The 5,890-nt window shown below is 70.3% G+C and carries 5 protein-coding genes and 1 rRNA gene; 3 read left to right on the top strand and 3 right to left on the bottom strand.

Annotated features, from left to right (window positions below):
• Positions 1–88, top strand: a 5S ribosomal RNA gene (gene rrf / locus ACIBX3_RS61015); the annotation flags it as partial.
• Between the two features lie 51 nt (positions 89–139).
• On the opposite strand, the gene ACIBX3_RS61010 is transcribed toward rrf, so the two are convergent.
• Together ACIBX3_RS61010 and ACIBX3_RS61005 are read right to left on the bottom strand one after the other, a co-directional pair.
• Entirely contained in the window at positions 140–880 is a 741-nt protein-coding gene (locus ACIBX3_RS61010) for an SAM-dependent methyltransferase (RefSeq protein WP_397129996.1), read from the bottom strand.
• Positions 881–906: 26 nt separating this feature from the next.
• Positions 907–2,877 carry a hypothetical protein gene (locus ACIBX3_RS61005; RefSeq protein WP_397129995.1) on the bottom strand — a complete coding sequence of 657 codons (1,971 nt, stop codon included), beginning with the start codon at positions 2,875–2,877 and terminating at the stop codon, positions 907–909.
• Between ACIBX3_RS61005 and ACIBX3_RS61000 the strand changes: the two genes are divergently transcribed.
• Complete coding sequence (locus tag ACIBX3_RS61000; protein WP_397129994.1) at positions 2,821–3,993, top strand: hypothetical protein; 1,173 nt, start codon at positions 2,821–2,823, stop codon at positions 3,991–3,993. The genes ACIBX3_RS61005 and ACIBX3_RS61000 overlap by 57 nt on opposite strands.
• Before the next feature lie 131 nt (positions 3,994–4,124).
• Here ACIBX3_RS61000 and ACIBX3_RS60995 read toward each other — a convergent pair whose 3' ends face one another.
• Positions 4,125–5,051: an MBL fold metallo-hydrolase gene (locus ACIBX3_RS60995; RefSeq protein WP_397129993.1), complete on the bottom strand. Its 927-nt coding sequence runs from the start codon at positions 5,049–5,051 to the stop codon at positions 4,125–4,127.
• Positions 5,052–5,065: 14 nt separating this feature from the next.
• Between ACIBX3_RS60995 and ACIBX3_RS60990 the strand changes: the two genes are divergently transcribed.
• Positions 5,066–5,578, top strand: a complete 513-nt coding sequence (locus ACIBX3_RS60990; RefSeq protein ID WP_397129992.1) for a single-stranded DNA-binding protein — start codon at positions 5,066–5,068, stop codon at positions 5,576–5,578.
• The last annotated feature ends 312 nt before the right edge of the window (positions 5,579–5,890 follow it).

Below are 5,890 nucleotides of genomic sequence, written 5' to 3'. Positions count from 1 at the left end.
CGGTTACATTCCGAACCCGGAAGTTAAGCTTCTCTGCGCCGATGGTACTGCACTCGGGAGGGTGTGGGAGAGTAGGTCACCGCCGGACAATCTTTTATACAGAAAGGCCCCCGACCACACGGTCGGGGGCCTTTCTGCGTTATTGGGGCCGGAGGACGAAGACGCCCCAGCCCAGGTAGTCGCGGCCGTACTCGAGGTGTGAGCGGCGGGCCTGGGTAAGGAAATCACGCATCCCCGGAGCGTCCGGATCCGCTGGGTTGTCGCGAAGCCAATCGCTTATCGTCCACCATTGACTCGCGACGTATCTGTCCCAGCTGTCCGGATCGGCCAGGACCATTTCCAGCAGCTCGAAGCCTGCCTCTTCGATGCGTTCATTCGTACCGGCGAGCGAGGTGAACAGGTCTTTCTCCATGCCGTAGGTCTCGTAGGCCTCGGGCGGCGGCGGCGATATCCAGTAGCACTCGCCAACGAGGGCGATGCCGTCCTGGCGCAGATGCCGGCGCATCAGGGACAAGGTGCCTTTCAGGCCGCCGCCGATCCAGGTCGCGCCTATGCAGGACACTATGTCGAACGACTCCGGAGTGGCCTCGTAGGTGGCGGCGTCGGCCTCCACGAATGCGAGCCGGTCGGCCACCCGCAGTTCCTGGGCACGGGCGCGGGCGGCTGAGAGAAAGACCTGGCTGATGTCCACGCCGACGCCTTGTGCGCCGTAATCGGCGGCCCAGCGGGAAAGCAGCTCCCCCTTTCCGCACGCCAGGTCCAGTTGGCGGGTGCCTGGGGCGATGCGGCAGATCTCACCGAGCAGGTCGAGCTTGTCGTCCGTCAGCGGGTTGAGTATGCGGTGCCGGCCCTCGGCGATTTCGTGGAAACGCAGTGACATGGTGGGCAGTCTTACTCGCCACGGACTTATGGGCCAACCCATTTATAGGCTTGAGCCGGTCTCATGGACGTTCTCCGGCTTGCTAGGCTGGAGAGACCGGGCCACCCCCCACGGGTGGCCTTCGTCGCGTAAGGCCCGAGGGCGGGCGGCGACCAGCCACGGTGGACCGTTGTTGTGAGTCCGCTGGGTGAGCCCAACGAAATGGACCAGAAGTGAACAGAGAAAACGGATCGGACGGCGGACAGCCCGGGCGCGGCGACCAGGGGGAAGGGCGCCCCAACGGGGGTGGCAGGAGCGGCGGGTACGGCTCTCGCGGGCGAGACTCCGGCGACCGTCCATTCCGTTCCGGCGATAGGGCACGTTCGTACAACCGCGAGGACAGAGGGCCGCGGCGCGACGAAGGCTCCCGGGATGATCGCGGCTCGCGCCGCGAGGGCGGCGTGGACCGCCGGGAGGGCGGCGCGGACCGCCGCGAGGGCGGTCGATCCGGCGACCGTGTGGAGGGGAGCCGGTTCGGCGATCGTGGCGCCAGGCGCGAAGGCGGGTTCCGCGACGACCGTGGACCCCGCCGCGAGGGGCCACGAGGCGAGGAGCGTCGCCCGTACGGGGACCGGGATCGGGACGCCCGCGGTCAACGTCGTGACGGCGATGAGCGCCGGTCGTTCCGCGATCGCGATGATCGTGGTCCCCGTCGTGAGGGCGGCTTCCGCGAGGATCGCGCGCCCCGTCCTGAGGGTGAGATCCGGGACGACCGCGGTGCCCGGCGTGACGGCGGTGCCGGGGAGGACCGGGGGCCGCGTCGCGACGGTGGGTTCCGGGACGACCGGGGTCCGCGGCGTGAGGGCGGTTACGGCCCCAGGCGTGAAGGCGGTTACGGCGACCGTGGGCCCAGGCGCGAGGGCGGGTTCCGCGATGACCGCGGTCGGCGGCCCGAGGGCCAGGAACGTCGTCCGTTCCGGGATCGCGATGATCGTGGAGGGCGCAGCGAGGGCGGCTCTGGCGACCGCCGTGAAGGTGGCGGCTACGCTGATCGGCGCGAAGGCGGCTACGGCGACCGTGGGCCGCGTCGTGAGGGGGGGTTCCGCGAGGATCGGGGTCCGCGGCGTGAAGGTGGTTACACCCCCAGGCGCGAGGGCGGTTACGGCGATCGTGGGCCGCGTCGTGAGGGCGGGTTCCGCGAGGATCGTGGCCCCCGTCGTGAGGGCGGGTTCCGTGATGATCGTGGCCCCCGTCGTGAGAGTGGATCCGGTGAGGATCGCGGGCCCCGTCGTGAGGGCGGGTTCCGCGACGATCGTGGCCCCCGAGCCGAGGGTGGATTCCGTGATGATCGCGGGCCCCGTCGTGAGAGTGGATCCGGTGAGGATCGTGGACCCCGTCGTGACGGCGGGTTCCGCGAGGATCGGGGTCCTCGACGTGAGGGCGGTTACGGCCCCAGGCGCGAAGGGGGCTACAGCGACCGTGGGCCAAGGCGCGAGGGCGGGTTCCGCGATGACCGCGGGCCCCGTCGTGAGGGCGGGTTCCGTGATGATCGCGGGCCTCGAGCCGAGGGTGGATCTGGTGATGATCGCGGGCCGCGTCGTGAGGGCGGGTTCCGCGACGATCGCGGGCCGCGTCGTGAGGGCGGGTTCCGCGACGATCGCGGGCCGCGTCGTGAGGGCGGGTTCCGCGACGATCGTGGCCCTCGAGCCGAGGGTGGATCTGGTCAGGATCGCGGGCCCCGTCGTGAGGGCGGATTCCGTGAGGATCGCGGGCCGCGTCGTGAGGGCGGGGACCGGCCGTCCAGGCCGTTCTCGCGGGACGACCGCGGCGGGCGCGAAGAGCGTCCCCCGGCGGGCGGCCGCGCCAGGTTCGGCAGGTCCGACCGTGACAGCGAAGCCCCGCAGCGCGAGAGGCTGCCCGAGGTCGCGCCCGACATCACCGCGGACGAGCTGGACAAGGAAGTGCTCGAAGAGCTCCGCTCCCTGCCCGGCGACCTCGCCGACCTCGTCGGCCGGCACATGGTCGCCGCCGAGCGGGCGCTGGAGGAGGACGACGCCGACCGGGCGCACGAGCACACGAAGGTGGCGCGCCGGTTCGCCGCCCGCATCGGTGTCGTACGGGAGGCGGCGGGCATCGTCGCGTACCGTGCCGGGCACTTCTCCGAAGCGCTGAGCGACCTGCGGGCGGCTCGGAGGCTGACGGGGTCGGAGGCGTACCTGCCGGTCATGGCCGACTGCGAGCGCGGCCTGGGCCGTCCGGAGCGGGCCATCGACCTCGTACGCTCGCCGGAAGCCGAACGCCTCGACCGGGCCGGGCGCATCGAGCTGACGATCGTCGAGTCCGGCGCCCGCCGCGACCTGGGCCAGCACGACGCCGCCGTGATCACCCTGCAGCGCCTGCCGGAGCTTCGCGACCCGCAGCCCAAGCCCTGGTCGGCACGGCTCGCGTTCGCGTACGCGGACGCGCTGGCCGAGGCCGGACATGTGGAGGCGGCGACCGACTGGTTCGAGAGGGCGATGGCGTTCGACGAGGACGGCGAGACAGACGCGGCTGAGCGGTACGCCGAGCTGACCGGTGCCGTCATCGAGGACGTCGAAGAGGACTTCGACTACGAGGACGACTTCGACGACGCCGGTGTGGCCGAGAGCGGGGAAGTTGCCGCGGCGGATGAGGAAGCGGACGACGCCGCGGCCCTCGCCGAGGCGGGCGACCTCCTGGAGGGCGAGCCGGAGACGGCCGACCTGCCGGAGGACGACTCCGCCGGCAGGTCGGCTGAAGAGCCGGCCGATGTCGCGGCTCCAGGCGAGGAATCCGACGAGCCTGCCGATGTCGCGGCTCCAGGCGAGGAATCCGACGAGCCTGCCGATGTCGAGGTTCAGGACGAGCAATCCGACGAGCCTGCCGATGTCGAGGTTCAGGACAAGGAATCCGACCGTAGCAAGCCTGCCGACGTTCGGGACGCTTCGGAGGCCGACGAGCCGGACGTGGACGACTCCGAGGCGGGGGCTCCTGCGGCGGTGGCGCAGACGGAGACCCGGGGCATCACCCCGGCGTTCATCGAGCCCGACTTCGGCGACACCACGCTGGACGAGGACGACGAACCGCGCCAGGACCGGCCGAAGAGCGACGGCTAGTCAGCGTCGCAACGCTCCGCCGTACCGCGACGATCCGGTACGGCGGAGTCGCGTCGTCTTGTGCGGATCCGGTGCCGCGGATCTGCGCCGTACCGCGAGGATCCGGTACGGCGCGGTGCCCAGACGGGACGCTACGGCGAGACGCGGTCGAGCCAGTGGAGGATGCCCGCGACGTTCGACGGGGCGCCGCTCAGCAGCTCGAACTGCTCGGCCGTCGCGTCATCGGACTTCAGCGCGGTGTACCGCTCCCTGGTGCGATCTCTGACCATGGCGATCGCGTGGTCCAGGTCCATGCCCTCGGAATGGGCCTGACGGGTCAGATCGACCCAGATGCGAAGCTCCTCGGCCGACCGTTCGAGGGTCTCCTGGACCGCCTCGACCGGGCCGTAGTGGCTGAACAGGAGGCGCTGCGGCCCGAGCGCCCCGAACAGGGCGAGCGAGTCGAGGGCCGTCTGCAGGTCGAAGTCCGGCGGAGGCGTCGCGGGACGAAGATCGCCCGTTTGGGGCAGGTACACGCCTGCCGCGTCGCCGACGTACAGATCACCCGTGGCGGAGTCGACGAGGCCGACGTGGTGTTTGGCATGGCCGGGGGAGTAGTGGCTGTTCAGCGTGCGCCCGTTGCCCAGGTCGATGGCGCCGGTGTCGCCGAGGGCGACGATGCGTTCGGCCTCGGTGGGGGACAGCTCGCCGAAGAGAGCGTCGAGCTTGTCGCCCCACACCATCCGCGCGCTCGCCATCAAACGTGACGGGTCGGCCAGGTGGCGGGCGCCTTTCTCGTGTACGACGACTTGGGCGGACGGGAAGAATCTGGCGATGTCTCCCACTCCGCCGGCATGATCCAGATGAATGTGGGTGACCACGACGGTGGCCAGGTCCTCCGGGCCGACGCCGAGCGCGGCCAGCGCGTCGCGCACCACGGGGGCGGAGGTCGAGGTGCCGGTCTCGACCAGGCACGGGCGGTCGCCGAGAATCAGGTAGCCGGCCGTGATGCCCGTGTACCCGGCCATCCTGGTGTCGATCTCATAGACGTCGCCGCCTAGAGCGGTGATGTTGTCCACAGGCACTCCCAAGCGTGCAACCGTTGTCCCCAGAACGGCGTTCCAGCCGATCTGACCTCCCCCTCATCGTAAAGAGTGATCTCCACCAGAGCATCGATGGGAGGACGATAGTGGACCGGAACGAGGTCTTGCTGGTGGGGAGGCTCTCCGCGGTCGTTGAGGAGCACCCCATGCCGAGCGGCGACACCGTGACGAAGTGGCGCATCATCGTGCGCCGCCGCCGGGCGGATCGGCGAGGGGGCACTGTGACGGACAGTGTTCCGTGTGTCACCTTCGACCGCGAGACGGCCGCGGTGCTGCGAAGCCTGAAACCGCGCGACTACATCGAGGTGACGGGCGCCTTCCGATGTCGTGTCTTCGGCCCCGCGGGCGCCAAGATCTGGAGGTATGAGGTGGAGGTGAGCACCGCCAAACCCGTCGACGTGGCCGTGCTGCCCGAGCCTGAGCCCGAGGACGGCGACCATCCAGCGGCGGCCGTCCCCGCCCTGGTGCCTCGGCAGGTGAGCTACCTGGCGCAGGTCGGCTGATCGTACGACCGGGTCGCCTTCGGCTGTACGCGGGGTGCGAGGAGCCTGGGCGTCGCGCGGGCGCGGACCGGCTGGGAATTCGGCGACAGGAGTGTAGGGCCTCCGCGCGGGCGGGTGATGGCGGACGGTGTTCGTGCTGGTCCTTGGCGGCACCCGATGCCGATGGGGCAGCTCCAGGTTCCGGCAAGTCGGGTAAGTCGGGTAAGGAGGTGGGCGGGTTGGCTGGCCCGAAAACAGAACCCTAACTTGGGCGCGGCAGCATCACCGCGGCGCTCTGCGCCGTGGTGATCGTGTCCGGGATTGTCAGGTGGC

Source organism: Nonomuraea sp. NPDC049480, from assembly GCF_044465905.1.
GTDB lineage: Bacteria > Actinomycetota > Actinomycetes > Streptosporangiales > Streptosporangiaceae > Nonomuraea.
The sequence above is the reverse complement of the archived record's forward strand: the minus strand, read 5'-3'. Positions and strand labels throughout refer to the sequence as shown.

Bases quoted from the DNA above. Each gene is read 5' to 3' on its own strand.
- ACIBX3_RS61010 (WP_397129996.1), bottom strand. From the start codon at position 880: ATGTCACTGCGTTTCCACGAAATCGCCGAGGGCCGGCACCGCATACTC.